Source organism: Pseudomonas sp. P867, assembly GCF_019891455.1.
Taxonomy (GTDB): Bacteria; Pseudomonadota; Gammaproteobacteria; order Pseudomonadales; family Pseudomonadaceae; genus Aquipseudomonas; species Aquipseudomonas synxantha_A.
Genome location: NZ_JAFLXB010000039.1, coordinates 1 through 985 on the forward strand (window position 1 = coordinate 1; position 985 = coordinate 985).

The window sequence follows — 985 nt, forward strand, 5'->3', positions numbered from 1 at the left end:
TAAAGCTGTGCTGCGTAGTTGGTTGGACAGGGTGGCAAATAATAGCCAGGTAACGTTGAGTTTTTACGTGGCCTATAATGGTATCGACGATCAGAGCCGGGCAGTTGAGTTTCCAAAGACGACCTATACCGTCGTCGAGTCTAAACCTCTTATCATTGACACCTCAACCATGTACCTGAATGGCTGGCACTTCAACTCCACAGGCGCATTGCAGATTGCTGATTTTCCTGGAGCCGCACTTACTCGTCAGCCAGCAAGTGGAACGCCTCCTTATTACTATTCAATTCGACCACAAAACTCTCCAGTAGCAGTTGTAGATGCCAATGGAAACGTCAGAAGCAAAAGTAACGGCACCACTCGAGTCTACGTGAGGGACAGTGCGAGTCAAGAGGTCAGCTATCCTGTCACAGTATCAAACTGCTGGTATGTAGTTATATTGGCCGGTGACAAATATCCCTTTGGCCACCACAACTTCAGTGAAAGGGTCCAACCACCGTATACGCAAATCCCGGAAGATAAATGGCCTTCTATCTACACGGCGTATGGCCAGGTACCTATCAGATGGAGTGGCGGGATCCAACCCGCTTGGATAACTCCTGTGGTTCAGGGTGGCAGGTCTAAAACCTATAACATGTATACGGGAGTCAGCCAATCCGCGGGCGTTAACGAAAACATCAGGTACGCTTTGGCCGTACTTCCTTCAATTTCATCAGGGAACTAGCCCCAATGTAAAATAAAAATATCAGGAGAATTAGAGGGGGCAGCTCTATTTAACCGTAGACTGTCCCTTTTTTCAGGGTGAATGGCAGCACTCAGCAAAGACTAACAACGCTTCAAAGAGGTCGCGGAAATATATCTAAAGCCAATGGAAAAACCGAAGGTAGTCGCCCTGACATATCGCCTGAAAAGGGCTTTCCAGAACAAATGTTAATTCTCACTTAATCCCATCCAAACAGCATCCGAATACCCTACTCGGAGCTCCGTC

Annotated in this window: 1 pseudogene; it reads left to right on the plus strand. The window is 47.6% G+C overall.

Annotated features, from left to right (window positions below):
• Window positions 1–721: pseudogene (locus J1G33_RS27720) on the plus strand (hypothetical protein); the annotation flags it as partial.
• Between the last annotated feature and the right edge of the window lie 264 nt (window positions 722–985).